Annotated in this window: 1 rRNA gene; it reads left to right on the top strand. The window is 52.9% G+C overall.

What is annotated here, in order from left to right:
- Window positions 1–1168 (top strand): 23S ribosomal RNA (locus J5067_RS23150); the annotation flags it as partial.
- Window positions 1169–1180 lie beyond the last annotated feature (12 nt).

Below are 1180 nucleotides of genomic sequence, written 5' to 3' on the forward strand. Positions count from 1 at the left end.
AGCTTTGCGCAGTCGCAGATACCAGCTGGCTGCAACTGTTTAATAAAAACACAGCACTGTGCAAACACGAAAGTGGACGTATACGGTGTGACGCCTGCCCGGTGCTGGAAGGTTAATTGATGGGGTTATCCGCAAGGAGAAGCTCTTGATCGAAGCCCCAGTAAACGGCGGCCGTAACTATAACGGTCCTAAGGTAGCGAAATTCCTTGTCGGGTAAGTTCCGACCTGCACGAATGGCGTAATGATGGCCAGGCTGTCTCCACCCGAGACTCAGTGAAATTGAACTCGCTGTGAAGATGCAGTGTACCCGCGGCAAGACGGAAAGACCCCGTGAACCTTTACTATAGCTTGACACTGAACCTTGAGCCTTGATGTGTAGGATAGGTGGGAGGCTTTGAAGTGTGGACGCCAGTCTGCATGGAGCCAACCTTGAAATACCACCCTTTAATGTTTGATGTTCTAACCTGGGTCCGTAATCCGGACTGGGGACAGTGTCTGGTGGGTAGTTTGACTGGGGCGGTCTCCTCCCAAAGAGTAACGGAGGAGCACGAAGGTTAGCTAATCCTGGTCGGACATCAGGAGGTTAGTGCAAAGGCATAAGCTAGCTTGACTGCGAGAGTGACGGCTCGAGCAGGTACGAAAGTAGGTCTTAGTGATCCGGTGGTTCTGAATGGAAGGGCCATCGCTCAACGGATAAAAGGTACTCCGGGGATAACAGGCTGATACCGCCCAAGAGTTCATATCGACGGCGGTGTTTGGCACCTCGATGTCGGCTCATCACATCCTGGGGCTGAAGTAGGTCCCAAGGGTATGGCTGTTCGCCATTTAAAGTGGTACGCGAGCTGGGTTTAGAACGTCGTGAGACAGTTCGGTCCCTATCTGCCGTGGGCGTTGGAGAATTGAGGGGGGTTGCTCCTAGTACGAGAGGACCGGAGTGAACGCACCACTGGTGTTCGGGTTGTCATGCCAATGGCATTGCCCGGTAGCTACGTGCGGAAGAGATAAGTGCTGAAAGCATCTAAGCACGAAACTTGCCCCGAGATGAGTTCTCCCTTGTCCCTAGAGGACGCTGAAAGGCCGTTGAAGACGACGACGTAGATAGGCTGGGTGTGTAAGTGCAGCGATGCATTGAGCTAACCAGTACTAATGACCTGTGAGGCTTAACCTTACAACGCCGAAG

It is taken from the genome of Candidatus Symbiopectobacterium sp. NZEC151 (assembly GCF_025962655.1).
Taxonomy (GTDB): domain Bacteria; phylum Pseudomonadota; class Gammaproteobacteria; order Enterobacterales; family Enterobacteriaceae; genus Symbiopectobacterium.